Source organism: Nocardia sp. NPDC055029 (genome assembly GCF_053608525.1).
In genome coordinates this window covers 1-24,027 of sequence record NZ_JBSGVQ010000044.1, presented here as the reverse complement: position 1 = coordinate 24,027, position 24,027 = coordinate 1, and the positions used below count along the sequence as shown (strand labels likewise).

At 67.9% G+C, this 24,027-nt stretch carries 22 protein-coding genes and 2 tRNA genes; 15 read left to right on the top strand and 9 right to left on the bottom strand.

The window, feature by feature from the left end; all coding sequences use genetic code 11:
• Positions 1-78: 78 nt before the first annotated feature.
• Positions 79-990 (bottom strand): MBL fold metallo-hydrolase, encoded by a 912-nt coding sequence (locus ACWF9G_RS29130; protein ID WP_452519221.1) that lies wholly within the window; start codon positions 988-990, stop codon positions 79-81.
• Between the two features lie 15 nt (positions 991-1,005).
• On the opposite strand from ACWF9G_RS29130, the gene ACWF9G_RS29125 reads away from it, so the two are divergent.
• Positions 1,006-1,614 carry a helix-turn-helix domain-containing protein gene (locus tag ACWF9G_RS29125; protein WP_379310341.1) on the top strand — a complete coding sequence of 203 codons (609 nt, stop codon included), beginning with the start codon at positions 1,006-1,008 and terminating at the stop codon, positions 1,612-1,614.
• A gap of 331 nt (positions 1,615-1,945) precedes the next feature.
• Here ACWF9G_RS29125 and ACWF9G_RS29120 read toward each other — a convergent pair.
• Positions 1,946-2,020: transfer RNA gene (locus tag ACWF9G_RS29120), tRNA-Arg, on the bottom strand.
• 233 nt (positions 2,021-2,253) lie between these two features.
• Between ACWF9G_RS29120 and ACWF9G_RS29115 the strand changes: the two genes are divergently transcribed.
• Positions 2,254-2,898: a hypothetical protein gene (locus ACWF9G_RS29115; RefSeq protein ID WP_452519218.1), complete on the top strand. Its 645-nt coding sequence runs from the start codon at positions 2,254-2,256 to the stop codon at positions 2,896-2,898.
• Between the two features lie 323 nt (positions 2,899-3,221).
• Complete coding sequence (locus tag ACWF9G_RS29110; protein ID WP_379310465.1) at positions 3,222-4,322, top strand: BTAD domain-containing putative transcriptional regulator; 1,101 nt, start codon at positions 3,222-3,224, stop codon at positions 4,320-4,322.
• Positions 4,323-4,392: 70 nt separating this feature from the next.
• Here ACWF9G_RS29110 and ACWF9G_RS29105 read toward each other — a convergent pair whose 3' ends face one another.
• The 3 genes from ACWF9G_RS29105 to ACWF9G_RS29095 all read right to left on the bottom strand — a co-directional run bounded on the left by ACWF9G_RS29105 (position 4,393) and on the right by ACWF9G_RS29095 (position 5,850).
• The gene (locus ACWF9G_RS29105) at positions 4,393-5,316 is read right to left on the bottom strand and encodes a site-specific integrase (protein ID WP_452519216.1); all 924 of its coding nucleotides are present in this window, start codon (positions 5,314-5,316) and stop codon (positions 4,393-4,395) included.
• The gene (locus ACWF9G_RS29100; RefSeq protein ID WP_452519214.1) at positions 5,213-5,680 is read right to left on the bottom strand and encodes a hypothetical protein; all 468 of its coding nucleotides are present in this window, start codon (positions 5,678-5,680) and stop codon (positions 5,213-5,215) included. Before ACWF9G_RS29100 ends, ACWF9G_RS29105 begins: the two co-directional genes overlap by 104 nt.
• A gap of 96 nt (positions 5,681-5,776) precedes the next feature.
• Positions 5,777-5,850 (bottom strand) — tRNA-Arg (locus ACWF9G_RS29095).
• 225 nt (positions 5,851-6,075) lie between these two features.
• Between ACWF9G_RS29095 and ACWF9G_RS29090 the strand changes: the two genes are divergently transcribed.
• From ACWF9G_RS29090 to ACWF9G_RS29060, 7 genes are all read left to right on the top strand, one after another.
• Positions 6,076-8,052: a cytochrome c oxidase assembly protein gene (locus ACWF9G_RS29090; RefSeq protein WP_452519268.1), complete on the top strand. Its 1,977-nt coding sequence runs from the start codon at positions 6,076-6,078 to the stop codon at positions 8,050-8,052.
• Positions 8,049-9,023, top strand: coding sequence for a serine/threonine dehydratase (locus ACWF9G_RS29085; protein ID WP_379310469.1), 975 nt, complete (start codon positions 8,049-8,051; stop codon positions 9,021-9,023). Before ACWF9G_RS29090 ends, ACWF9G_RS29085 begins: the two co-directional genes overlap by 4 nt.
• Positions 9,024-9,144: 121 nt before the next feature.
• Positions 9,145-9,708: a single-stranded DNA-binding protein gene (locus ACWF9G_RS29080; RefSeq protein ID WP_452519213.1), complete on the top strand. Its 564-nt coding sequence runs from the start codon at positions 9,145-9,147 to the stop codon at positions 9,706-9,708.
• Between the two features lie 69 nt (positions 9,709-9,777).
• Positions 9,778-11,454, top strand: a complete 1,677-nt coding sequence (gene ettA / locus ACWF9G_RS29075) for an energy-dependent translational throttle protein EttA (RefSeq protein WP_379310471.1) — start codon at positions 9,778-9,780, stop codon at positions 11,452-11,454.
• A 250-nt stretch (positions 11,455-11,704) separates the two neighbouring features.
• Positions 11,705-16,579, top strand: a complete 4,875-nt coding sequence (locus tag ACWF9G_RS29070) for an NAD-glutamate dehydrogenase (protein WP_452519211.1) — start codon at positions 11,705-11,707, stop codon at positions 16,577-16,579.
• A 41-nt stretch (positions 16,580-16,620) separates the two neighbouring features.
• Complete coding sequence (locus ACWF9G_RS29065) at positions 16,621-17,046, top strand: acyl-CoA thioesterase (protein WP_379310483.1); 426 nt, start codon at positions 16,621-16,623, stop codon at positions 17,044-17,046.
• Positions 17,047-17,053: 7 nt separating this feature from the next.
• Positions 17,054-17,725, top strand: coding sequence for a hypothetical protein (locus tag ACWF9G_RS29060; protein ID WP_379310473.1), 672 nt, complete (start codon positions 17,054-17,056; stop codon positions 17,723-17,725).
• 16 nt (positions 17,726-17,741) lie between these two features.
• On the opposite strand, the gene ACWF9G_RS29055 is transcribed toward ACWF9G_RS29060, so the two are convergent.
• The 3 genes from ACWF9G_RS29055 to ACWF9G_RS29045 form a co-directional block, all read right to left on the bottom strand.
• Complete coding sequence (locus tag ACWF9G_RS29055; RefSeq protein ID WP_452519209.1) at positions 17,742-18,260, bottom strand: DinB family protein; 519 nt, start codon at positions 18,258-18,260, stop codon at positions 17,742-17,744.
• Between the two features lie 42 nt (positions 18,261-18,302).
• Positions 18,303-18,623: an AzlD domain-containing protein gene (locus tag ACWF9G_RS29050; protein ID WP_452519266.1), complete on the bottom strand. Its 321-nt coding sequence runs from the start codon at positions 18,621-18,623 to the stop codon at positions 18,303-18,305.
• Between the two features lie 127 nt (positions 18,624-18,750).
• Positions 18,751-19,449, bottom strand: a complete 699-nt coding sequence (locus ACWF9G_RS29045; protein WP_379310476.1) for an AzlC family ABC transporter permease — start codon at positions 19,447-19,449, stop codon at positions 18,751-18,753.
• A 68-nt stretch (positions 19,450-19,517) separates the two neighbouring features.
• Here ACWF9G_RS29045 and ACWF9G_RS29040 point away from each other — a divergent pair, with 68 nt between their 5' ends.
• On the top strand, positions 19,518-20,087 hold the full coding sequence (locus ACWF9G_RS29040) for a helix-turn-helix domain-containing protein (protein ID WP_452519206.1): 570 nt from the start codon (positions 19,518-19,520) through the stop codon (positions 20,085-20,087).
• Here the strand turns inward: ACWF9G_RS29040 and ACWF9G_RS29035 are convergent, their stop codons facing one another.
• Positions 20,088-20,801, bottom strand: a complete 714-nt coding sequence (locus ACWF9G_RS29035; RefSeq protein ID WP_379082009.1) for an HNH endonuclease — start codon at positions 20,799-20,801, stop codon at positions 20,088-20,090.
• Positions 20,802-20,986: 185 nt separating this feature from the next.
• Between ACWF9G_RS29035 and ACWF9G_RS29030 the strand changes: the two genes are divergently transcribed.
• From ACWF9G_RS29030 to ACWF9G_RS29015, 4 genes are all read left to right on the top strand, one after another.
• Entirely contained in the window at positions 20,987-21,400 is a 414-nt protein-coding gene (locus tag ACWF9G_RS29030) for a globin (RefSeq protein WP_379310479.1), read from the top strand.
• A gap of 177 nt (positions 21,401-21,577) precedes the next feature.
• Positions 21,578-23,182 carry a glycoside hydrolase family 13 protein gene (locus tag ACWF9G_RS29025; RefSeq protein WP_452519204.1) on the top strand — a complete coding sequence of 535 codons (1,605 nt, stop codon included), beginning with the start codon at positions 21,578-21,580 and terminating at the stop codon, positions 23,180-23,182.
• Between the two features lie 72 nt (positions 23,183-23,254).
• Positions 23,255-23,533, top strand: coding sequence for an aa3-type cytochrome oxidase subunit CtaJ (gene ctaJ / locus ACWF9G_RS29020; RefSeq protein WP_379030216.1), 279 nt, complete (start codon positions 23,255-23,257; stop codon positions 23,531-23,533).
• Entirely contained in the window at positions 23,520-23,984 is a 465-nt protein-coding gene (locus ACWF9G_RS29015; RefSeq protein WP_379310481.1) for a DUF5130 domain-containing protein, read from the top strand. Before ctaJ ends, ACWF9G_RS29015 begins: the two co-directional genes overlap by 14 nt.
• Positions 23,985-24,027: the final 43 nt, after the last annotated feature.

Sequence of the window (24,027 nt, the reverse complement as noted above, 5' to 3'; positions counted from 1 at the left end):
AATACGCAGGCCACGTCGCCCCGGCAATCCAGGGGCGACGAGTACCTATGCGGGCCACCTCCATACCGACGGGCTCGATCAGCCGATCGGTGGTGCGAGGTATTCCAGCGCATAACCATCGCCGGAGGGGGTTACGCGGGCGATGCCGGGTGAGTCGAGGTGGGCGCCGGCTACGAAGTGGTCCGGTTGGGTCAGCTGTTCGAGCAGCGCCGCTCGCGCGGCCCGGGCCTGGGACTGGTCGCCGTCGAACTCCCAGGACACGTTCGGCTGATCGAATTGGAGCGTGGGAACGTGAACGGTGTCGCCCCAGACAAGAAGGTGGTCGGTGCCGCTCCTGACGTCGTAGACGGTGTGACCAGGTGTGTGGCCCGGTGTCGGGATCGCGGTGACCCAGTCATTGATCGCGACCTTCTCCGACACGGATACGACCCGGTCGCGGATCGGCTCGAGCCGCCCTGTGAACACCGAGGTATCGCCCGCGCCGATCCACACGCGCTCGAGTTTGGTGAACGCCTCTGAACCGTCCGGCGCGATCAGGCCGCTCACGTGGTCTTCATGGTTGTGGGTGATGGCCACATCGGTGATATGCGCGCGGTCGATTCCCGCTTCGTCGAGTGCGTCGTAGATCAATCCCATGGTGGGGTCGTGCCAGACGTTGGACGCGCCGGTGTCGATCAGAACCGACCGCGTGCCGTCGCTGACGAAGAAGGCGTTGACCGACAGCCGCAAGTTGTCGCCGGCCAGCGGCACGGCGGCCGGCAGCGCGGGGAGCGGGCGCCCGTCCTCGTCGCGGAGCCGTGTCGGTGGCATGTCGATGTACCCGTCTCGCAACGAGATCACCTGCAGACCGCCGAATTCGAACGTGGCATGGTGCCGGCCACTCGAGATCAAACGCATGGAACCTCCATCGTGTTGGGCGCGTATTGCGCCTCTCCGATGGAAGACTAAATCTTCTTTAGGAGAAAGTCTACACTGCAGCGAGGTATCCATCGATCGAGGAGCACGGTGGTCGAGCAAGACGGAAACGTGGCCGAACCACAGCACCGTGATGACCTGGCAGGCGCGTTCGGCCGCAACGTACGGCGACGCCGCGAGGAGGCGGGCCTGACGCTGGAACAGCTGTCCACGCAGTCGTCGGTCAGCCGGGCGATGCTGTCCAAGGTCGAACGCGGTGAGAAGAGCCCGACGATCGGCGTCGCGTCCAGGATCGCCCACGCGCTCGACGCGTCGCTCTCGGACCTGATCGGTGGAGCGGCTGCTGCTGCGTCCGGTGTGGCCGTTGTCCTGCGCAAGAACGATCGCCCCGTTTTCCGTGACCCGGAAACTGGCTTCGAACGGCACATGGTGTCGGCGGCCCCGGGCGCGGGAGGCGGCGAGATGGTTGTCCACTACCTTCCCGCACAGGTCTCTACCGGGCTGCTGCCCGCGTATCCGCCGGGTACGGAGAAGCAACTCGTGGTGCTCGAGGGCACCCTCACCGTCGCGATCGGCGGGATCAGCGAGATCCTGAATGCAGGCGACTCTCTGTTCTTCCAGGCCGACGCGGACCACGGCTTCGCCAACCGAACGGACGCTCCCTGCGAATACATCATGGTCATCTCGCGCAGAACCTGAACGGCCGCAGCTTGCGGGCTCGGGTGCGGTTCAACCCTCCGTGGGGCTATGTGAGGATTTCGACGAGCTGGTCTGTGACTTGGATCACTCAGTCGGAGTTGTGATGTTGGAGTCCCCAGAGCGCAGAAGAGGTCCAGGCCGCGTGAAAGCCCTCGTTCGGTATCGAGTTGCTCGCCGGCCACAACCGGTGCCCGTGCACGCGACCGACCTGCAATGCGGCGCAATCAAGGCCGACGGCCAGCGCTGCGCGATCTCGACCGGCGGCCGCGGCCCGCGCGCGGCACCACAGCTGAGTCCCTATCTGGTGGAGCGAAATGCTGCGGAGCATGTGCGTCCCCGGCAGGAATCGAACCTGCGACCTAGGGATTAGAAGTTCCTGACCCGCGAACACTGTGCTGAGCTGGACCAATGCAGGTCGCGGGCGAGCGAAATCGTAAAATCCCTAGCTGGTGAAAACGAGGGTTCGGGGTGGCGAAAACACTCGAACCTGCCCCCAAGCGCGGCTCACTCCGCGGTGGCTGGACTTCCGGACGTGTCGCCTCGACTGCACAAACTCGTTGGTCAGCGGTAAGGGGTCGATTAGCGGAGCTTGGGACCTTTTTTGACATGCCGATAGAGGCAGTCGAAGAAGGGAACCCCATGACCAAGTTAAGAATCAAGACAGTTCGGCGCGCGGCCTGTGCCACCGGTATCGCCGCGGTCCTTACTGCGTCCGGCATCGGCAACGCATTCGCCCAGCCGATCCAACCCTCGACCGGTGCCGCCGCAGAATTTATCAATCGCAACGGCGCAACAACGTCAGTCCAGCCCGACTCCGTTCGGTACTGCAGCATTGCAGGCTTGTCGATTCCGTTGTTCAGCGGCCAGGAGCTGCTGCTCGAAAAGGTGCAGAGCATCGATGTTCTCGGCTCCGACGACAAGTTCGTCGAGAATGGCGTGGCGTCACTCAAGATCACTCTGGTGAACGGAACATCGTTCCAGGACAGCATGCCTTCGAACTGTGATCTGTTCGGGCAGAACGACATCGGACGATTCAGTATTTTCCCTCAGGATCTGCAACGGCTCGAGTTCAATCGCGCGGTGATCACGGCTCCAGCACCGATTCCGAGGCCCGTCCCGGTGCCCGCGCCCGCGCCGCAGCCGGCGCCGCAGCCCGCGCCGCAGCCCGCACCGCAGCCCGCGCCGCAGCCCGCGCCGCAGCCGGCACCGGGTACGCCGGATAAGCCGGGCACGGATACGCCGGACAAGGGAACACCGGGCAACGGCACCGGCACCGGCAAATAGGGGGAACGCCGCACCGGGGCGATCCAAAGCCGGACCGGAAGCCCGGTCCGGCTCGTGCGCCAAACCCTGGGCCCGCACCGGCGCCCGGCGGAAACGGTAGGGCCAACACAATTGGCCCTGGGCGGCTGAGGCGGCAACGCACTCAATTCGGGTGATCGCGGAGCGTTGTTCTAGATAATTCGAGCAACAGCGTATGGCCGCGCTCAATTCGAAATACTGGAGCGAGACCAGTCGATAGAGGCCTTCGCTCCCGCGTAGTAGTGGTGAAGGCCGCTTCGAGTGCTTGGTCGATCGGCCCGTTCGTGTGGAGTAGTGTCTCGATCGTGGACGTGCGCGTGCTCGGCCCGGTGCAGCTGCTAGTCAACAACCGATCGTTACCGATCGGGGGGCGTAAGTCGCGCGCGGTCCTTGCGGCACTGGTCGTGCACCGACGCCGGGTGTTCTCGTCGACTGCTTTGGCCGATGCCGTGTGGGACGGGAACCCACCGACGACGTACGGGGCGAGCCTGCAGGTTTCGGTATCGAATCTTCGCAAGGCGCTGCGGGCGGAAAAGATCGAGGCCGAGCGGATTCTGCGGACCGTTGCTCCGGGGTATCTGCTCGACATCACCGAGGAGCAGTGCGATGTCGGGCGGTTCGAGATGGCGCGGGCTGCGGCCGCCCGCGCGACCAGTCCGGCCGCCGCGGCGGGCCTCTACCGGTCGGCGCTCAGCGAGTGGAAGGGCGAAGCCCTGGCGGATCTGCGCGGCTTGTCCTTCGCCGACGAGTTCGCGACCGCCCTCGACGAGGACCGGTGGCAGGCTGCGTCGGCGCGGATCGAGGCCGACATCGGCTGCGGTAAAGCATCGGCTGTTATCGGCGAGCTGCGGTCGCTCATCAACGAGCAGCCGCTACGCGAGCCGCTGTGGGGTCAGCTGATCACCGCGTTGTACCTGTCAGGGCGGCAGACCGACGCGCTTGAGGAGTGTCGCAAGGTACGGGCCATTCTCTCCGAGCAACTCGGCATCGATCCGAGCCCGGAGCTGACTCAGCTCGAACAACAGGTGCTGCGCCAGGAGACGATCGGACAGGGTAGAGAACGCGAAAAGGACGCTCTCGAGATGGCTACGACGAAGGCCGAGTTTCCCGCAAAGATGAAGCGCTGCCGGCTGCGCCTATACGACGGTCGGGTTCTGGATGTGCCACTTGCCGGCATCCGGATCGGCCGCATGTCGGACAACGACCTGTTGCTCAACGACCCGAAGGTGAGCCGCTACCACGCCGAGATTGCACCCAGTCCCAACGGACTGGTGCTGCGGGATCTGGAATCGACCAACGGCGTTTTTCTCAACGGACTGCGGGTGAACCGTGATGAGGTGCTGCGGGTAGGGACCGAGATTCGCATTGGCTCGACGAGCATGACGTGTGAGGTGAGTACTGGATAGCGCAACGTTCCTGCCGAGGGAGTGCGGAGGAGCCGGCGCAGGTATCAGCGGGCAGGTCGCGGCTGATTTGCTAGACCACCCGCTCGAGCGCGCGCAGGTCTGCATCGAGCTTCCTGTACAGCCAATAAACGGCGATGAACGCGAGCCCGGAGGCCGCACAGAACCCCAGGACCGAATCGCGCACGTCCGCAAGCTCCTCGGGTTCGAGAAAGCTGAATCCGGTCAGCACCCCGATCAGCGGCACCGACGCCGTCACCGCGAGATAGACCGTGGTTCTCCGGCGCAGCCAGCGCAGGTCGGCGGAGTCGCGCTCGGTCGTGCGTCCGTGGCGCAGGTAGCTGGGATAGACGCAACGGACGAGGTAGAACGTGGAAAGGAAGAAGGTGTAGGCGACCGAGCTGGCGCCCGTCATCAGACCAGTCGTTGCCGCATGGACCATCAGCCGCGCCGGGAGGTCGGTTGGCCGAATAAGCAGCACCATCCCTATCACGGTTCCGAAGACCGCGAACAGAAGGGTGTTCATCGCACACAGCTCGCCCCAGAACAGTGTTCGCGACCGCACCCGCGCGAGCCTTGCCTCGCCGTAGCGTCTGCCCTTGCGCAAGCCGCGAAGAACCGCAAGCTGATCACGCGATATGTAGACGTAGACGAGGACGGCCAGCGGCAAGGCGCAGAGGTCGTAAATGATGGTGCTCTTGCGCATCTGCGAAGCGGCGGCATCGGGCAGGCGTGCGGCGATCAGTTCCTGGAGGTACACGCCCATATAGACCCCCGCTAGGCCGACGCCGACCAGCGCGGACAGCCACAGGACGAGGACCAGAATGGTGTTCTCTGAGAAGTCGATGGCGTCGACTTTGAGCGGAGCGATTTCGCCGATGCGTGGACCGGTGTCAGCGAGGAGCCGGATTATGGCGGCGTCGCGACGATCCTCGAACTCGGTTCCATCGCAGGCGGTCAGCAGCTTCTTCAGAGCATCGATGGCGGGTACTGGCACCGGCTTGTCTGGGACGGTAGGTGGGCTCATCCGTGTGAACGGGTTTGGCGTCGAGCAGCTCCTCGCGGAGGAGATACTTGCAGAGCTGCTGCAGGCTGCGATACTTCCGATGCGCGAACTCGGGTGTAACTGGCTTGCCGGTCCGCTGGTTAGGCCGGTTGAGGGTGTGCTCTGTGTAGCCACCGATCGCTTCTTTGGTCAGCGACGCGGTGTTTGTCGGCAGGCCCTGTGCCACGAGGTACTTGCGGAAGTACTGGATGTCGCGGCTGTAGGTGTCGATGGTGCCCTTGGACCTGTTTGTCTGCCGGAGCTCGCCGACAAAGTCCTCCAACAGCTCTTCGAGATCGTCGAAATCCTGGGCCATTCGCCCAGTCCTACGAAAGTTCCTATCTGGTGGAGCATTGTGCTGCGAGCTTTGTGCGGCCCTGACCTGATGTTCTCACAGGTCAGGGCCGCTTTGCGCCCCCGGCAGGAATCGAACCTGCGACCTAGGGATTAGAAGGCCCTTGCTCTATCCAACTGAGCTACGGAGGCAGTGGCATCCACCTTGGCCGAACTCGGCCCCGGTGTCCAGCGCGAAAAGTATAGCGACCGACCAGATCGAGATCCGTGGTCGGGAGCGACGCCCCATCGGGGCGGCTCCGGGCATGCCGAACTACCCTCGTTGTCATGTCGTTATCGCAGGACCCCGCCGCCGGACTCGCCGAGGACGGCGCGCCACCGGTGGAAGCGGGTCGGGCGGCGCCGACAGGGAACGCCATGTCCTTCCGGGTGCTCAGTGTCGTCGCGGGTGCGATGGCCGCCTTCGTCGCGGCCGTCGTGGTCGGATTGTCCGCGGCGCAAGCGTTGAGCCTGCTGGGTATACCCGATCCGGGGCCGTTGACAACATATGGCTTGCCCGCGCTGCGTGCGGTGGCCGATCTGGCCGCCGCGGTGACCGTCGGCTCGCTGCTGTTCGCCGCGTTCCTGCTGCCCCCGCGCGACAGCGGACTGCTCGAGGCGGGCGGCTACCGCGCGGTGCGCCGGGCCTCGGACGCCGCGCTGGTCTGGGCCGCGTGTGCGGCGCTGCTCGTGCCGCTGACGGTGTCGGACACGACCGGTCAGCCGGTCGGTGACATCTGGCGGCCGGAGGTGCTGTGGCCGGTGATCGCGCAGGTCGAGGTGGCGGGCGCCTGGCGGACGACGACACTGTTCGCGTTGATCGTCGCCATCGGCTGCCGGTTGGCGCTGCGCTGGGGCTGGACGCCCCTGCTGCTGGCAGGCTCGCTGATCACCATGATGCCGCTGGCGCTGACCGGGCATTCGTCCTCGGGTGGCGCCCACGATGTGGCGACCAATTCGCTGATCCTGCACATGGTGTCGGCGTCGGTGTGGGTCGGCGGCCTGGTCGCGGTGCTGGCCTACGCCCTGCGAGGCGGTCCCGGCATCGATGTGGCGGCGCGGCGGTTCTCGCTCGCCGCGACCATCTCCTTCGTCGTCATCGGCCTCAGCGGCGTGATCAACGCCTGGGTGCGGCTGCCCGCATCGGACCTGTTCAGCACCACCTACGGCAAGCTGGTGCTCGCCAAGGCGGCGGCGCTGCTGGTCCTCGGCGTGATCGGCTATCTGCAGCGCAGGGCCGCGCTGCCCGCCCTGACCGCCGACCCGGGTGATCGCAGGGCGCTGATCCGGTTCGCCGGGGTGGAGATGCTGATCTTCGCTGCCACCATCGGTCTGGCTGTCGGCCTCGGCCGCACCCCGCCACCGCCGCCCACGTCGATTCCGACGCCGGTCGAAGTGGAACTCGGCTACACCCTCGCCGGGCCGCCGACCGTGAGCAGGCTGCTGTTCGACTGGCGGTTCGACCTGATCTTCGGAACCCTGGCCATCGTGCTGGCCGCGCTGTACCTGCTCGGGGTCTACCGCCTGCGCAAGCGCGGGGACGCCTGGCCGGTCGGGCGGACCATCGCCTGGTGCAGCGGCTGCCTGGTGCTGCTGCTGGCCACGTCCTCGGGTGTCGGCCGCTACGCGCCTGCGATGTTCAGCGTGCACATGGGTGCGCACATGGCGCTGTCGATGCTGGCACCGATTCTGCTGGCACTCGGCGGCGCGGTGACGCTCGCGCTGCGGGCGCTGCCGCCCGCCGGACGCGAGGGCGTGCCCGGTCCGCGCGAGTGGATTCTGGCCGCGGTGCACAACCCGGTCTCGCGGTTCCTGACCCAGCCGGTCGTCGCCTCGATCATCTTCGTCGCCGGGTTCTACGCGCTGTACCTGGGCGGGATCTTCGACGCCTCGGTCGACTCGCACGCCGCGCACCTGATGATGAACGCGCACTTCCTGCTCAGCGGCTACCTGTTCTACTGGGTGGTGATCGGCATCGATCCCAAGCCGCGCGAGGTGGCGCCGCTGACCAAGCTGGGGATGGTGTTCGGCACTTTGCCGTTCCACGCCTTCTTCGGCATCGCGCTGATGAGCATGACCACGGTGCTCGGCGGCTGGTTCTACCGCACCCTCGGCCTCGGCTGGAACATCGACCTGCTTGCCGATCAGCGCAACGGCGGCAGCTTCGCCTGGGCCAGTGGCGAGGTGCCGCTGGTCGTGGTGATGCTGGCGCTGCTGATCCAGTGGTCACGCAGCGACCAGCGGCTGGCCAAGCGCACCGACCGGGCCGCCGACCGCGACAACGACGCCGAGTTGACCGCCTACAACGCCATGTACGCCGAGCTGGCGCGACGCGACCGCGAGGTGCGCCGGTGAGTCGATGCGGTGTGCCGATCAGCGAATCGACCGACCGCGCCGAACCGCCGCGGGTGCTCCGCACGGATGTGCGGGCGGCGCGGCGCAGGCTGGCCGGCCGGGTGCGCAAGACGCCGGTGTTCCACACCAGCGTGGACGGGCCGGACGGGCCGGTGCCGGTCTCGCTGAAGCTGGAGTTCCTGCAGCACGGCGGCACGTTCAAGGTGCGCGGCGCGCTCAACGCGCTGCTCGCCGCCGACGCGAGCGCCGACCATGTCGTCGTCGCCTCCGGCGGCAATGCCGGGATCGCGGTCGCGCTGGCCGCGTCGCAGCTGGGCAAGGCGTGCACGGTGGTGGTGCCGGAATCGGCACCGCACACCAAGGTCGCGGCGATGTGGGCGCACGGTGCCGAGGTGCTCTGGCACGGCACGAGCTATGCCGAGGCCCAGCGCAAGGCCGTCGCCTTGGCGGCCGAACGCGGCGCCGCGCATCTGCACGCCTACGACATGCCCGCGGTGGTCGCCGGCGCGGGCGTCATCGGCCTCGAGCTGGAAGAACAGGTGCGGGGCAGGCCGCCGGTGCTGGCCGCGATCGGCGGTGGCAGCCTGATCGCCGGCCTCGGCGCCGCACTGGGCAGGCGCAGGCACATCGTCGGCGTCGAAGCCGAGCACACCCCGGCGCTGTCGGCCGCGCTGGCGGCAGGCGGGCCGGTCGATATCGATGCGCAGGCGGGCTCCGAACTGCTGTGCGCGACGCGGGTCGGTGACATCGCCTTCGGGATCGCCCGCAGGAACCGGATGCCCGTGCTGTCGGTCGCCGACGACGCGATCGCCGCGGCCCGCGAATACCTGTGGCGTGAGTTTCGCGTCGTCGTCGAACTCGAAGGTGCCGCCGCCCTGGCCGCGGTGCAGAGCGGCGTGTACCGCCCGGAGCAGGGCGTGCGGCCGATCGTCGTCCTGTGCGGGGCGAACACCGAGCTTCCCGTGCTCTGACACGGGCGATATCCACAACTGTCGAAGTTGTCCCCAGCTACCGGCACGGCCTCCCGATCCGGGCGGCGACGAGCCATCCTTGGATGGTCAGAGCAGCAACGACCGAGCGGGGGCTGGTTCGATGTACGAGGCACATGCGACGGTGATCGGCACGGTGGTCACCCATCCGGTACGGCGTGATCTCGCCAACGGCGAGCAGGTGGTGACATTCCGGATGGCGAGCAATTCCCGCCGCTTCGACGCCGCGGCGGGGGAATGGGTGGACAACGGGACCCTCTACCTGACGGTGTCGTGCTGGCGCAGGCTGGTGACCGGGGTGGACCGGTCGCTGCACCGGGGCGATCCGGTGATCGCCTACGGTCAGCTGCGCTCGCACGAGTACCGTGGCAAGGACGGCACCGAACGCCGCGATCTGGAGATGCGCGCGGTGGCCGTTGGTCCTGATCTGGGGCGGTGCAGCGCGTCGATCGTTCGCCGCTCCGACGTCGCCCGGTCGGCGCCCCACGCGGTGCGGAATATTTCGGATCGCCGCGGCGCTGTACACCCGGTCCCGTCCGAGGACGTGGCCGAGTATGCGTCGACCGCACCCACTGCCGTAGCCTCTACGACCGCGGCGGATTCCCTCCCGGCGCGATCGCCGGTTGCGGTGCCGATCTCAGGCATGCCCGAGCAGGTCGACGCCTGAGGTCGCTCCGCGGCACCCCGGCCCGCTCCGCATCTCACCCCCGTTACCCGCACCGATAGGCTTCCGTATATGGCTGAGTTCATTTATCAGATGATCAAGGTTCGCAAGGCGCACGGCGACAAGGTCATTCTCGACGACGTGACGCTGAACTTCCTGCCCGGCGCCAAGATCGGTGTGGTCGGCCCGAACGGCGCCGGTAAGTCCAGCGTGCTGAAGATCATGGCGGGACTGGACCGGCCGAACAACGGCGAGGCGTTCCTCGCGCCGGGCGCGACGGTCGGCATCCTCATGCAGGAGCCGCACCTGAACGAGGAGAAGACCGTCCGCGGCAACGTGGAGGAGGGCCTCGGCGAGGTCAAGGTGAAGCTGGATCGCTTCAACGAGATCGCCGAGCTGATGGCCACCGACTACTCCGACGAGCTCATGGACGAGATGGGCAAGCTGCAGGAGTTCCTCGACCACGCCGACGCGTGGGATGTCGACTCCCAGCTCGAGCAGGCCATGGACGCGCTGCGCTGCCCGCCGCCGGACGAGCCGGTCACCAACCTCTCCGGTGGTGAGCGTCGCCGTGTCGCGCTGTGCAAGCTGCTGCTGAGCAAGCCCGATCTGCTGCTGCTCGACGAGCCGACCAACCACCTCGACGCCGAGAGTGTGCTGTGGCTCGAGCAGCACCTGGCTTCCTACCAGGGCGCCGTGCTGGCCGTCACCCACGACCGGTACTTCCTCGACAATGTCGCGCAGTGGATTCTCGAGCTCGACCGTGGTCGTGCCTACCCGTACGAGGGCAACTACTCCACCTACCTGGAGAAGAAGGCCCAACGTCTCGAGGTCCAGGGCAAGAAGGACCAGAAGCTGCAGAAGCGCCTCAAGGACGAGCTGGCGTGGGTGCGCTCCGGCGCCAAGGCCCGCCAGGCCAAGAACAAGGCACGTCTGGGTCGCTACGAGGAGATGGCCGCCGAGGCCGACAAGCACAGGAAGCTGGACTTCGAGGAGATCCAGATCCCGGCGGGTCCGCGCCTGGGCGACATCGTGGTCAACGTGTCGAACCTGGACAAGGGCTTCGGCGATCGTCAACTGATCAAGGATCTGTCGTTCACGTTGCCGCGCAACGGCATCGTCGGTGTGATCGGCCCCAACGGCGTCGGTAAGACCACGCTGTTCAAGACCATCGTCGGCCTGGAATCGGCCGACAGCGGCGAGGTGAAGGTCGGCGAGACGGTCAAGCTCAGCTACGTCGACCAGAACCGCGCGGGCATCGACCCGAAGAAGAACGTCTGGCAGGTCGTCTCCGAGGGGCTCGACTTCATCGAGGTCGGCAACCAGGAGATGCCGTCGCGCGCCTACGTCAGCGCGTTCGGCTTCAAGGGCCCGGATCAGCAGAAGCCGGCCGGGGTGCTCTCCGGTGGTGAGCGCAACCGCCTGAACCTCGCGCTGACCCTCAAGCAGGGTGGCAACCTGATCCTGCTCGACGAGCCGACCAACGACCTCGACGTGGAAACCCTCAGCTCGCTGGAGAACGCGCTCGATCAGTTCCCCGGCTGCGCCGTCGTGATCTCCCACGACCGCTGGTTCCTCGACCGGACCTGCACCCACATCCTCGCGTGGGAGGGCGACGACGACAACGACGCCAAGTGGTTCTGGTTCGAGGGCAACTTCGAGGCCTACGAGGCGAACAAGGTCGAGCGCCTCGGCGCGGAAGCGGCCCGCCCGCACCGGGTGACCCACCGCAAGCTGACCCGCGACTGATTCGCGGCGCGCACAACGGCCCGGCGGGGTCGATCGGTGAACGATCGATCCCTGCCGGGCCGTCGTCGTCGGTGCGCGAAAAGTACTGGTAGCCGGGTCATGTCCCGCGTTCACCGAACGTTGGCCAAGTTACCGGCGCGGCAAGGCGAAAAACCTTCCGCGTGTCCATGTACCCGCGGCTAGTCTCGAATTTGCGTCACCTGAATTGCGGAATCGAAGCGAACCGAATCCATGGGAGTGGGCGAAAACGATGACGGTCTCGTCGGAAATGTCGAGCGCGGCGTGGGCCGCGGGAATGCCGCAAAGCTTGCGCGGTGAACTCGCGACACTCGAGGGAGCGTACTTCCGACACGTCGACGCCGGTGACGCCGACTTCCCGGTCACCGGCATCAACCAGATCTTCCGCCGGCACATGGAGCTGGCCGCCGAACGCCCCGCCGACACCGCGCTGGTGCGGGTCTACCATCCCGACGACGGGTCGAGCATGGGTGCGGCGGTGCAGGTGGTCACCGACGACATGCCGCTGCTGGTCGAGTCGATCACCGCGGCGCTGACCCGGATGCAGGTCAGCGTCACCGAGGTCATCCACCCGATCTTCGAGGTCACGCGCGACGAGCACGGCGTGCTGGTCACCGCGGCACCGCACGAGGTCGACGCCAACGGCGAGACCGGGAAGCCGGAGTCGTGGATGCACCTGCAGCTGCATCCGTCGACCAGCCGGGCCCAGCTCGACCACATCGAGCGGACCGTGCCCGCGGTGCTCGCCGACGTCCGCCAGGTCATCGACGACACCGAGGCGATGACCCAGGTGCAGAGCTCGCTGGCCGACCAGCTCGACCGCGCCGCGGCCGCAGGCGCTGGACCGTTCCCGGCCGACGACCTGGCCGAGTGCGCGCAGCTGCTGCGCTGGCTCGCCCGCGGCAACTTCACGCTGCTCGGCTACGCGCGCTACCACCGCCAGATCGACCACGGCCATACCGTGTCGACACCGGTGCCCGGCGTGAGTCTCGGGGTGCTGCGCGCCGACACCGGCACCGACTTCCAGGTGCCGCTCAACGGCGGCGACCGCCCGCTGCTGATGCTCACCCAGGGCCTGGTCCGCGCGACCGTGCACCGCTCGGTGTACCCGTACTTCATCGGTGTCGCCGATGTGGACGACGACGGCACCGTGGCGGGCGTGCACCTGTTCATCGGTGTGTTCACCGTCAGCGCCGTGCACGAGAACGTGCTCGACATCCCGGTCATCAACACCCGGGTGCGGACCGCGATCGAGGCGGCGGGATTCGACAAGGACTCCTTCTCCGGGCAGGCGATGCTCGAGGTGATCGAGTCGTTCCCGCGCACCGAACTGTTCTCCGCCGACACCGAGGCGATGCGCCGCACCGCCGTCGCGGTGCTCGGCGTCGGTCTGCGCAGGCAGGTGCGGTTGTTCCTGCGCAGCGACAGATACGGCCGTTTCGTCGCCTGCATGGTGTATCTGCCGCGGGATCGCTACACCACGGCCGTGCGCCTGCAGATGCAGGAGATCCTGGTCCGCGAGCTCGGCGGCGCCGACATCGACTACTCGGCGCGGGTGAGCGAAAGCGAGCTCGCCAGTGTGTATTTCACGGTGACGCTGCCTGCCGATGCCACCGCGGCGCCCGACACCTCCGAGGACAACCGGCTGCGCCTGCAGGGCCTGCTGAACGCGGCCAGCCACACCTGGGACGATCGGATCGACGACGAGGTCGCCACCTCCACCGTGCTGGATCCCGCGGTGGTGAAACGGTATTCGGACGCGTTCCCGGAAAGCTACAAGGAGGACTTCGGTCCCGCGCGAGCGCTGGCTGATATCGGCAGGCTGGAACGGCTCACCGAGGGCGGCATCGGCCAGCACCTGTATCGCAGGCCCGAGGCCGCGCCGGGCTCATGGCGCTTCAGCCTCTACATCGCCGGCGCGGCCGTCTCGCTGAGCCAGGTGCTGCCGGTGCTGCAGAGCCTGGGCGTCGAGGTGGTCGACGAGCGGCCCTATCAGCTGGAGATGGACGGCGGCGCCGAGCGCTGGATCTACGATTTCGGCCTGCAGGCCAGGCCCGAGCTGCTGCGCAACGCGCTCGGCGGTGATCTCGACGCCGAACTGCTCGAGCAGGCGAGCCACGAGCTGCATTCCCGGTTCACCGATGCGTTCGAGGCGGTCTGGTACGACCGGGCCGAGGCCGACGGACTCAACGAACTGGTGCTGCGGGCCGGTCTGCCGTGGCGTTCGGTGGCGATCCTGCGCGCCTACGCGAAGTACCTGCAGCAGGCCGGTTTCCCGTACAGCCAGGTCAACATCGCCCGGGTGCTGCTGGCCCATCCCGAGGTCTCGCGCGCCTTCGTCGACCTGTTCGTGGCACGCTTCGATCCGGCCACCGTCTCGGCCGAGGCAGCCGCCGAGATCGAGACGAAGGTGCGGGCCGGGATCGACCAAGTGGTCAGCATGGACGCCGACCGCATCCTGCGCGCCATCCTCGGTCTGATCAAGGCGACCCTGCGCACCAACTACTACGTCGTCGACGCCGAGGACAGGCCGCGCGAGTACCTCTCGTTCAAGGTGGAACCGCGCGAGATCGCCGAATTGCCCAAGCCGCGACCGCAATTCGAGATCTTCGTCTACTCGCCGCGGGTCGAGGGCGTGCACCTGCGCTTCGGTTCGGTGGCTCGCGGCGGCCTGCGCTGGTCGGACCGGCTCGAGGATTTCCGCACCGAGATCCTGGGCCTGGTGAAGGCACAGGCGGTGAAGAACGCGGTGATCGTTCCGGTCGGCGCGAAGGGCGGTTTCGTGGTGAAGCGCCCGCCCGCCGCCACCGACGACCCGGCCGCCGACCGGCAGGCGAGCGTCGCCGAGGGCATCGCCTGCTATCGCACCTTCATCTCCGGGCTGCTCGACGTCACCGACAATGTCGACCTGGCCACGGGCGCGGTGCTCCCGCCCGCCCGGGTGGTCCGCCGCGACGGCGACGACACCTACCTGGTGGTCGCCGCCGACAAGGGCACCGCCAGCTTCTCCGACATCGCCAACGACGTGGCCACCAGCTACGGCTTCTGGCTCGGCGACGCGTTCGCCTCCGGGGGTTCGGCAGGCTACGACCACAAGGCGATGGGCATCACCGCCAGGGGCGCGTGGGAGGCGGTCAAGCGCCACTTCCGCGAGATGGGCATCGACACCCAGAGCCAGGACTTCACCGCCGTCGGCGTCGGCGACATGAGCGGTGACGTCTTCGGCAACGGCATGCTGCTCTCGCGCCACATCCGGCTGGTCGCCGCGTTCGACCACCGGCACATCTTCCTTGACCCGAACCCCGCCGCCGCCACCTCCTACGCCGAGCGCGAGCGACTGTTCGAGCTGCCTCGTTCCTCGTGGGCCGACTACGACCGCAGCCTGATCAGCGCGGGTGGTGGGGTGTTCGAGCGCACCGTGAAGTCGGTGCCGATCTCGCCGCAGGCCAGGGCCGCGCTCGGCCTGCCGGACGCGGTGCAGGCGCTCTCGCCGCCGGAACTGGTGCGCGCGATCCTGCTCGCCCCGGTGCAGTTGCTGTGGAACGGTGGCATCGGCACCTACGTCAAGGCCAGCACCGAATCCAATGCCGAGGTGGGTGACAAGTCCAACGACGCGGTGCGCGTCGACGGTAATCAGTTGCGGGTCAAGGTGATCGGCGAGGGCGGCAACCTCGGTGCCACCGCGCTGGGCCGGATCGAGTTCTGCCGCTCGGGCGGCAAGATGAACACCGACGCCCTGGACAACTCGGCGGGTGTGGACTGCTCCGACCACGAGGTCAACATCAAGGTGCTGCTCGATGGCGTGGTGAGCGCGGGCGCGCTCGCACCCGCCGACCGCAATCCGCTGCTGGCCTCGATGACCGACGAGGTCGCGCGGATGGTGTTGCAGGACAACGTCGATCAGAACGCGCTGATCGGCATCGCGCGCACCGACGCGCCGCAGATGGTCAGCGTGCACGGCCGGGTCATCGACGATCTCGAACAGCGCCGCGGCCTGGACCGGGAACTCGAGGCGCTGCCTTCGGAGGTCGATCTGAAGCGGCGCGGGGAGGAGGGCCGCGGCCTCACCTCGCCGGAACTGGCGAACCTGCTCGCGCATGTGAAGCTCGGGCTCAAAGCCGATCTGCTCGAGACCGATCTGCCCGACAGCGTCTACTTCGCGCGACGGCTGCCGATGTATTTCCCGACGCCGCTGCGCGAGCGGTTCGGTGCCGAGATCAAGAGGCACCGGCTGCGCCGCGAGATCGTCACCACGATGATCGTCAACGAGGTCGTCGACTACGGCGGCATCACCTACGCCCACCGGCTCAACGAGGAGGTCGGGGCCAGCACCTCCGACACCGTCCGCGCGTTCGCCGCTGCCTCGGAGATCTTCGAGCTGCGCGACGTGTGGGCACGTATCCGCAGCGCCGATGCCCCCGCCGGCGTCTGTGATCTGCTGGAACTGGAATCCAAGCGGACGCTGGACCGCGCCTCGCGCTGGCTGCTGAGCAACCGGCCGCAGCCGATCGCGGTCGGCGCGGAGATCAACCGGTACCACCGCCGGGTGCAGGAGCTGGCGCCGCAGGTGCCGGGCTGGCTGCGCGGGCACCACGTCACCTCGCTCACCCAGGGCGCGGCCGAGCTGATCGCCCGTGGCGCGCCGACCGAGCTGGCGACCGAGGTCTTCGGCCTGCTCAGCCTGTACCCGCTGCTGGACGTGGTCGACATCGCCGATATCGCCGACCGCGACGGCGCCGAGGTGGGCGCGCTGTACTACGCGCTCAACGAGCACCTCAAGATCGACTGGCTGCTCGAGGCAGTCAGCCACCTCGAACGCGGCGACCGCTGGCACGCGCTGGCCCGGCTCGCCCTGCGCGACGACATGTACGGTTCGCTGCGCTCGCTCACCCTGGATGTGCTGTCCGGGGGTGACCCGGAGGAAACGGCCGACGAGAAAATTGCATACTGGGAGTCGAAGAACCAGTCCCGGCTCGGCCGTGCGCGCGCGGCGCTGTCGGAACTGTTCGAGTCCGGGACCCACGACCTCGCCACACTGTCGGTCGCCGCGCGACAGGTGCGGAGCATGGTGAGCGGGGTGGGCGCCCAATCGGAGGTACCACGGTGACGAGCTCGCCGAACGGAAACGCGGCCGCGCCCGCGGCGGACCTGGTTCTGCCGCAGCGTTTTCACGCCAAGGTCGAGATCCGCTGGTCGGATATGGACGTGTTCCAGCACGTCAACCACGCGCGGATGGTGACGCTGCTGGAAGAGGCCAGGATTCCGTGGCTGTTCGACGACGACAAGCCGACGGCGTCGATGGGCAGGCAGGGCTGCGTGCTGGTCGACCTGCACGTGAAGTACCGGGGCCAGCTGCGCCACGAGGACACCCCGCTCGACATCGCCATGTGGGTCAAGCAGCTGCGGGCGGTCGATTTCACGATCGGTTACGAGGTGCGTGCCAGCGGCGCCGCGCCGGACTCGTCGCCCGCGGTCACCGCGACCACCCAGCTCGCCGCGTTCGACATCGAGACCCAGCGTTTGCGCAGGCTCAGCGACACCGAGCGCGACTATCTCGCACTATGGCGGGCCTGAGACGTCCGTGAATTCCGAACAGCGGGTGCTGCACGCACCCGACCCGGCCGAACGCGAGAACCTGGCCACCTTCCTCACCCGCGCGATCCGGCTCGACCCCGCCGCCGTCGTGCGGCTGCGACGGCGCGGCTCCAGCCTCGTCTCCGCCTGGGTCGCAACAGGTTTCGAAACCCTCGCGGTGCGGACCGTGACCGCCGAGCTCGGCGTCGACGATGTCACCGTCGGCGCCGACATGGTGCTGGCCGGACTGCGCACCGGTCACCCGGTCGACCTCGGCTACTCGATGGACTCGGCGTGGCGCGGCGCACTGCCGCCCACCGAAGGCTTCACCCACATCGACGACGTCCCGGCCCGCGCGCTGGTCGAACTGGCCGAGCGTGGCGCCGAGGTGGCCCGTGAACACGGCGGCGCCCACGGCCCGCCCGCGTCGCTGCTCGACCAGTCGGTACTCACGGTCACCGGCGCGGGTGATATCTCGGTCGAAGTCCCGATGCGCGTCGTCTTCGCGCTCACCGCCATGGACTTCATCCCGCATGCGGGGGAGAAGACCGAATCGCGCCGCATCCAGCCCACGGAACTGGTCCGCGTCCGCGCCACTCGTACCTGGCTGCGTCTCGACGCCCGCTACGGTTCGGTCGCCCGTCGCCTGGGCGGCGGAATCCCGTTGTCGCCCAGCTGACGTCGCGCGCCGCGGGTCATACGCCCGTGGTTCCGTCGATGCGTTCGCGAAGGAGATCGGCGTGGCCGCAGTGGCGGGCGTACTCGGCGATCATGTGCGTGTAGATCCAGCGCAGGCTCACCCGGCTGTCCATGAACGGACTGGTGTCGTCCAACTCGCGTGCGGCGCAATGGCGGCGGGCATAGGCGATCTCGTCCTGCCAGGTCGTCAGGGCGTTGTCGTAGGACGAGTCGTCGGACAGCTCGAACCCGCCATCGTGTCCCGAGGTATCGGCGTGCGGGTCGTAGATCGGCGGCGCCGGCTCCCCGGCGAGGACTCTGCGGAACCAGTTCCGTTCGACCTCGGCCATGTGCTGAAGCAGGCCGAGCAGGGTCAGTGCTGACGGTGCGGCGGCGATACGCAACTGGGTATCGTCGAGCCCCTGACACTTGAGCGCCAGCGTTGCGCGGTAGAAGTCGAGCCACGCCTCCATGGTCGTGCGCTCGTCGGCGTTCAAGGGCGGCATCGGCCGTTCATTCGTCGTCACGGGCGACATGGTGCCAGTCCGGTCGGACATCAACCGATGTCGACGACGCGATCAGTGAATGCCCGCGAGCCGGAGCAAGGCGGTCGCCGTCGCAGCCGCGAGCACAGTGACCAGCAGTGGCGCGCGCCGCCACGCGAGGACCCCGCCGACCGCGACCCCGGCGGGCAGCGCGACCCCGAGTTCGCCGGAACCGGTCGGCAGCGTGGCGGTCGCCACCAGTGCCGCGAGCAGGATCAGTGCGCCGGTGTCCAGGAGATGGATCGTCCTGGGCGACAGGCGAAGTCGATGCCGCAGGGCGGGACCGGCCCAGCGCAGCGCGTAGGTGCCGACAGCAAGAGCGAGCATCGCGGGGAGAAGGTACGGCGCATTCACGATACGCACCGCCACCGTGGTGTCCGCCGGTCCGCGTCGGACGCGCCGGACAGCGGTGTCCGCCGAGGCACGTTCCCTTCCGAACCGGGCGTGCGACCGGTGCGGGCGGATGCCCGAGTGTGGAGCGTCAGCATGGTTGTGCCGCAGGTTCACTGTGCTTCTCCGGCGGCCGCAGCGCGAACACCAGACCCAGCAGCGCGATCAGCACCGGCAGGCCGGCGGGCACGAACGGCGCTGCGACCACCGCGAGCGCGGCGCCGACCAGCACCGGGCGCAGGGTGGCGCGATCGCGCAGCGCGGGCAGGATCAGCGCGAGCAGGATCACCGGGAACACCGCGTCGAGACCGAGCGCCGAGGTGTCGGGGACGAGCGAGCCCAGTGCGGCGCCCAGCGTCGCGCCGAGCGGCCAGCTCAGGGCGACACCGATACCGCAGGCCCAGTACGCGGCGCGTTTGCGCTCGTGATCGCCGGGCGCGGTGGCGAAGGCCACCGATTCGTCGTTGAGGACGTGGATGCCGAGCACTCGCTTCCAGCCACTGCCGAACACCTCGGGCGCGGACAGCCCGTACGGCAGGTGCCTGGCATTGAGCAGCAGACCGGCGACCACGGCCGCGAGCGGGCTCCCACCGGCGGCGACGATGCCGAAGAACAGCAGCTCCGACCCGCCGGCCAGCACCGTCACCGCCATCACGATCGGCATCCACACCGGGAATCCGGCCGCGATCGTCGAGGCGCCGTAGGACACGCCGAACAGGCCGACGGCCAGGCAGGCCGCGGCCACGGCGGTGACGGTTCGCCGATCGAGTGTTCGCCATATCGAACGCATGTTTCTCATAATGAACGCCAGTGCTGGGTAAAGTCAACGCGAATACCGCCAGCCCCCAGGAGGCGTCGATGGACCGGCAGGACCCGGTCGCCGGACCACCCCAAGCGGTGATCGCGGCGGCCTTGCGCCGCGAACGCGCGCGCGCAGGCTTGTCGCTGACCGAGGTCGCGAGCCGGGCAGGCGTCGCGAAATCCACACTGTCGCAACTGGAATCGGGCACCGGCAATCCCAGCCTGGAAACCCTGTGGGCGCTGTGCGTCGCCCTGGAGATGCCGTTCAGCCGACTGCTTGACCCGCCTCGTCCCAATGTCCAGGTGATCCGCGCGGACGAGGGCGCGCCGGTCCCCTCGGCCGATGCCGACTACCGGGTGACGTTGCTCGCAGCGGGTCAGTCGCACACTCGCTGTGACGTCTATCGCATCGCGGCCGAACCCGGCCACATCCGCCGCTCGGACCCGCACACCCCCGGCGTCGTCGAGCACGTCGTCCTCGCCGCCGGCCACGCCATGGTCGGTCCTGCGGACGAGCCCGTGGAGATGCGCCCAGGTGACTACATCCGCTACCTGGGCGATCTACCGCACATCTTCGAAGCCCTCGAACCGGGGACGCGGGCCACGATGGTCATCGAAAGCGCCTGATCAGGCGGCTCCTTCGCCCAGGTACTGCAACCAGATCGGATCCAGGTCGGCGGTGGTGGACAGCAGCCGCCAGTGCGGGCCCTTGGGGGAAACCAGTGGATGACGCAAGGTCCAGCCGAGCTCGGTGAGCATCTTGTCTGCTTTGCGGTGGTTACACGGGGCGCAGCTGGCGACGCAGTTCTCCCACGAGTGCTCGCCACCGCGACTGCGGGGGATCACGTGGTCGATGGTCTCGGCTTTGCCGCCGCAGTACCCGCAGCGGTAGCGGTCGCGGTGCATGAGAGCGGCGCGGGTCATCGGGACGCGGGCGCGGTAGGGCACGCGCACATAGGTGCGCAGCCGGATGACGGAGGGAATCGCCACCGCGGCGCCAGCCGAATGCAGGACCGGGGCTTCGGGATTGTCGTGGACCGCGTCCGCCTTGGCGCAGATCAGCAGCACGACAGCGCGGCGCGCGGACAGCGCGGTGAGCGGTTCGTAGGTGGCGTTGAGGAGGAGGACCCGGCGTTTGCGCCACGCGGCGGCGTCGTGGTCTCCGGCGAGATGCAGTGGCGCGGGGTGATGCGGCAGGTCGTGATGACCGTGTGCGCCCGGATGGTGATCGGACAAGATATGCAGCGGAATGGCCCCCGAGCCACGGTTGTGGACGTCGGCGGGCTGGAGTTGTCGGTGCGCGCGCGCCTCGTGTGACCGGGCGCCTGGTCGCTGCTTCATCTTGACCTCAATTTCATGATTGGCAGGATCATGTGGTATCTGGGGCCGATACTGCCCCCCAGTTGACCATGGTTGAGCCGGTATTGCACGGCTATTTTTCAAACTTTCGGGTGAACTGTGGTTGAAGGGCCATGTGTTCGTGACCGAGGCTGCCGCCGGGCCGCCCGCAGGCTCATCGGGGCACAATGGACCTCGTGACTTCAGGTGAGCAGACAACGACCTCGTTCTACGAAGCGGTGGGTGGCGCCGAGACGTTCCGGCGCATCGTGTCCGTGTTCTATCGCGAGGTCGCTGCCGACGAGATCCTGCGCCCACTGTATCCGGAGGAGGACCTCGGCCCGGCCGAGCGCCGGATGCGCATGTTCCTCGAACAGTACTGGGGCGGCCCGCGCACCTACTCCGACGAGCGCGGGCACCCGCGCCTGCGGATGCGGCACAACCCGTTCGTCATCGGCCCGCTCGAGCGCGACGCCTGGATACGGTGCATGACGATCGCCGTCGGCGAGATCGAGCCATCGATCCTGGACGACGAACACCGCAAGACGCTGATGGACTACTTCCAGATGGCGGCGGCATCCCTGCAAAACGCGCCCGGCTGAGGGTGTGGGTGCCGCGCGTTCGCTGATGAGCGGCAGGTGACGGGCCGGTTTCGGGTCGATGCCGAGGTTTACCCCGGTGTTTCGGCCCGGCGTGGCGAAACGCTGGTGATTTGCCGGATTCGAAGAAAGTCTCGCGCCACAGGAATATCACGGGCAATCTTTGGCAATATTGCCGATGTGACACAGACACCTGCCTCGCCGGTGCCGGGGGAAGACAGCACCGCTCCGTGGTGGACAACCGCCGTGTTCTATCAGGTCTATCCCCGCTCGTTCGCCGACTCCGACGGCGACGGTGTCGGCGACCTGGGCGGCGTTCGCGAGAAGCTCGGCTACCTGGAGTTACTGGGTGTCGACGCGCTGTGGATCTGCCCGGTGATGCGCTCGCCGCAGGCCGACGGCGGCTACGACGTGTCCGATCCGCGCGACATCGACCCGCTGTTCGGCGGGCTGGCCGCGCTGGACGAGCTGATCGCCGAGGCGCACGACCGCGAGATCAAGGTGACGATGGATCTGGTGCCCAACCACACCAGCGTCGAGCACCCGTGGTTCACAGCGGCGCTGGATGCGGTACCGGGCAGCCCCGAGCGGGCCCGCTACATCTTCCGCGACGGTCGCGGGAAGGACGGCACCGAGCCGCCCAACAACTGGCCGAGCATCTTCGGCGGCCCGGCCTGGACCAGGGTCACCGAACCCGACGGCACGCCCGGGCAGTGGTATCTGCACATCTTCGCGCCGGAACAGCCCGACCTGAACTGGGAAAACCCCGAGGTCGCCGCCGATTTCGAGAAGACGCTGCGATTCTGGCTCGACCGCGGGGTCGACGGCTTCCGGATCGATGTCGCCCACGGCATGGCCAAGCCGGAAGGCCTGCCCGACATGGCCAGGGTCGAGACCAAGATGCTGGTCCACGACGACGACGATCTGCGCTTCAACAATCCCGGTGTGCACGCCATCCATCGCCGCATCCGCACGATCCTCGGCGACTACCCGCACGCGGTGTCGATCGGCGAGGTGTGGGTCGACGACAACACCCGCTTCGGCGAATACGTGCGCCCGGACGAACTGCACCTGGCGTTCAACTTCCGCCTCGCCGAGGTCCCCTTCACCGCCGAGGGCGTGCGCGAGGCGATCACGTTCTCCCTCGACGCGGTGAGCGGTGTCGGCGCGCCACCGACCTGGACGCTGTCCAACCACGACATCGAGCGTGAGGTCACCCGGTACGGCGGCGGCAAGACCGGGGTGGCGCGGGCGCGGGCGATGATGATGGTCGAGCTGGCGCTGCCCGGCGCGGTGTTCGTCTACAACGGCGCCGAACTCGGTCTGCCCAATGTCGACGACCTGCCCGAGGACGCGCTGCGGGACCCGGTGTGGGAGCGGTCAGGGCATACCGAGCGCGGCCGTGACGGCTGCCGGGTGCCGATTCCCTGGGAGGGCGCGAGCACACCGTTCGGGTTCACCGCCGCCGAGCAGGCGTGGCTGCCGATCCCAGCGGACTGGGCCGACCGCACCGTGGAAGCCCAGCTGGAGACCCTGCATTCGACGCTGTCGCTGTACCGGCTGGCGATCGATCTGCGCGGGACAAGGCCGGAGTTCGCCGGCGACCGGATCGAGTGGTACGGCAGCCCCGACGGCTGCCTGGCCTTCCGCAGGCCGGGCGGGCTGGTCTGCGTGCTCAACGCTTCCGACGGGCCGATTCAGCTGCCGCCGGGAGAGGTGCTGCTGGCCAGCGCGCCCATCGTCGACGACCGGTTGCCCGCCGACGCGGCGGCCTGGTTGGTCTGATCACGCCGGACACGCGGACGTTCGGGATAGCCGGAGGATGAACTACTACACAGCATCGTCTACCGTTGGACCGTGAGCATTCTCGAGACAGTGCTGATCTTCGTCGGCATCCCGGCCGCGATCTATTTCGCGATCGCGGGTTTGTCCTATCTCGGTAAGCCATTCCCCGGTGACAAGCCGGCCCACTTCGCGCTCGGGCAGAAGTGGACCCACTCGCCGGTGCTGTGGAGCGCTACCGACGAGGTGACCGCTGCGGCGGGTCACCACACCGCCGAGTCGCATGGCAGCCATGCGGCTCTCGAAGCCGCGAACGCGGAGCTGATCGGAGGCCGGGCAAGTGGCAAGTTCTAAGTGGCCCGCGGTGGTCGAGGCCGACCTGCCGCACGGGTCCGCGCTGACCAGCAGCGGCCGGGTGTCGGGCGTGCACGAGTCGGGCACCGTCTTCGACGAGGTGCCGTTCACCGACCGTGAACGCATCATGCTCGACAACGCGCTCACCGAAGCGACCCGCGCGACCAAGGTCCGCTTCAACATCTACCTCGGCGACCTCGGCAACGACCCGGCGGCCGGCGCGGACGCGGTCCTGCCGAACACCCCCGAGGCGGCCGACTCGGTACTCATCGCCGTCTCGCCGAACCAGGGCGCGATCGAGGTGCGGTCCGGTGCGAACGTCGCCGAGCGCGCCAACGATCGCATCTGCCAGCTGGGCGTCACCGCCGCGCTGGCGTCGTTCCGTCAGGGCAACCTGATCGACGGCCTGATCTCCGCCGTCCGCGTGATGGCCGCGGCGATCGGCCGCTAGCTCCTTCTCTTCCGAACGGCGCGTTCACCTCTCGAGGTGAACG

Coding starts and splice junctions, on each gene's coding strand:
- ACWF9G_RS29115 (WP_452519218.1), top strand. CDS start 2,254: ATGACCAAGTTAAGAATCAAGACAGTTCGGCGCGCGGCCTGTGCCACC.
- ACWF9G_RS29090 (WP_452519268.1), top strand. CDS start 6,076: ATGTCCTTCCGGGTGCTCAGTGTCGTCGCGGGTGCGATGGCCGCCTTC.
- ACWF9G_RS29030 (WP_379310479.1), top strand. CDS start 20,987: ATGGACCTCGTGACTTCAGGTGAGCAGACAACGACCTCGTTCTACGAA.
- ettA (WP_379310471.1), top strand. CDS start 9,778: ATGGCTGAGTTCATTTATCAGATGATCAAGGTTCGCAAGGCGCACGGC.
- ACWF9G_RS29130 (WP_452519221.1), bottom strand. CDS start 990: ATGGATACCTCGCTGCAGTGTAGACTTTCTCCTAAAGAAGATTTAGTC.
- ACWF9G_RS29070 (WP_452519211.1), top strand. CDS start 11,705: ATGACGGTCTCGTCGGAAATGTCGAGCGCGGCGTGGGCCGCGGGAATG.
- ACWF9G_RS29055 (WP_452519209.1), bottom strand. CDS start 18,260: ATGTCGCCCGTGACGACGAATGAACGGCCGATGCCGCCCTTGAACGCC.
- ACWF9G_RS29035 (WP_379082009.1), bottom strand. CDS start 20,801: ATGAAGCAGCGACCAGGCGCCCGGTCACACGAGGCGCGCGCGCACCGA.
- ACWF9G_RS29040 (WP_452519206.1), top strand. CDS start 19,518: ATGGACCGGCAGGACCCGGTCGCCGGACCACCCCAAGCGGTGATCGCG.
- ACWF9G_RS29100 (WP_452519214.1), bottom strand. CDS start 5,680: ATGGCCCAGGATTTCGACGATCTCGAAGAGCTGTTGGAGGACTTTGTC.
- ACWF9G_RS29045 (WP_379310476.1), bottom strand. CDS start 19,449: ATGCGTTCGATATGGCGAACACTCGATCGGCGAACCGTCACCGCCGTG.
- ACWF9G_RS29080 (WP_452519213.1), top strand. CDS start 9,145: ATGTACGAGGCACATGCGACGGTGATCGGCACGGTGGTCACCCATCCG.